The organism is Streptomyces thermovulgaris (genome assembly GCF_002155915.1).
Taxonomy (GTDB): Bacteria; Actinomycetota; Actinomycetes; order Streptomycetales; family Streptomycetaceae; genus Streptomyces; species Streptomyces thermovulgaris.
Genome location: NZ_MUME01000556.1, coordinates 1 through 922, shown reverse-complemented (window position 1 = coordinate 922; position 922 = coordinate 1). Strand labels below are relative to the sequence as shown.

Sequence of the window (922 nt, the reverse complement as noted above, 5' to 3'; positions counted from 1 at the left end):
GCGAGCACCATCCTCGCCCCGCCCCCGTCGTCCGGCACCTCGTCGTCGGCCGCGCCGACGGCGCCGGGGACGGGCCCGTGACCGGTCCGGGTGCGGCCGACCGGGTGCTGTCCGGGGATCCCGGCGGGATCCGGACGGCACCGCCTGGGCCGGGGCGACGGTGCGGGACACGGGTGCCTCCCGGACGGGTGCTCCACCCCCGAGCGTTCCTGTCTCGAGGGTCCTTGCCGCCGCGCACGCCGCCCAGAGGCCGCAGGTCCCGCCCCGGGGCCGACCGGCCCCCCGGGGCATGCGCGTCCGTCGGCTCCGGCTGGCACGGCCGGGCCGGTCCGGGCAGCGTGGACGTAGGAACAGCGACTGCTGAGTGAGGTGGCCATGCAGCCCTCGGAACCGCGACGCCGGGTGGTCGTGGGGGTGGACGGTTCTCCGTCGTCGTACGCGGCACTGCGCTGGGCGGTGGACTACGCCCGGCTCGTCGGCGGGAAGGTGGAGGCGATCCACTCCTGGGACACGCCGTCGTCCGCCGGCTGGACCGGGCCGGCGATCGATCCCGACTTCGATCTGCAGCAGGCCCGGGAACGCTTCGCGGAGGAGTTGCGCGACGTCTTCGGGGACGAGCGTCCGGCCTTCCTGGAGACGTATCTCGTCGAGGGCGATCCGTCGGAGGTGCTGATCCGTGCCTCGGAGGGAGCGGAGATCCTCGTCGTGGGCAGCCGGGGCCGCGGGGGCTTCGCCCGTGCGATGCTCGGCTCGGTCAGCCAGCGCTGCGCCCAGCACGCGGCCTGCCCGGTGGTCGTGGTGCGCCAGGAGCACCGGCCGGAGGGCTCGGCGGAGCGCCGGCCGGAGGACTAGCGGGGCGTCTTTGGACGCCCCGGGCTCATGGATGCCCCGGGCTCATGACGGGCGGGGGACCGGGGAGGGA

The 922-nt window shown here is 75.9% G+C and carries 1 protein-coding gene; it reads left to right on the top strand.

Annotated elements, in window-relative coordinates:
* Nucleotides 1–375 precede the first annotated feature (375 nt).
* Nucleotides 376–852 (top strand): universal stress protein, encoded by a 477-nt coding sequence (locus tag CCN35_RS27285; protein ID WP_067389721.1) that lies wholly within the window; start codon nt 376–378, stop codon nt 850–852.
* The last annotated feature ends 70 nt before the right edge of the window (nt 853–922 follow it).

Bases quoted from the DNA above. Each gene is read 5' to 3' on its own strand.
- CCN35_RS27285 (WP_067389721.1), top strand. From the start codon at position 376: ATGCAGCCCTCGGAACCGCGACGCCGGGTGGTCGTGGGGGTGGACGGT.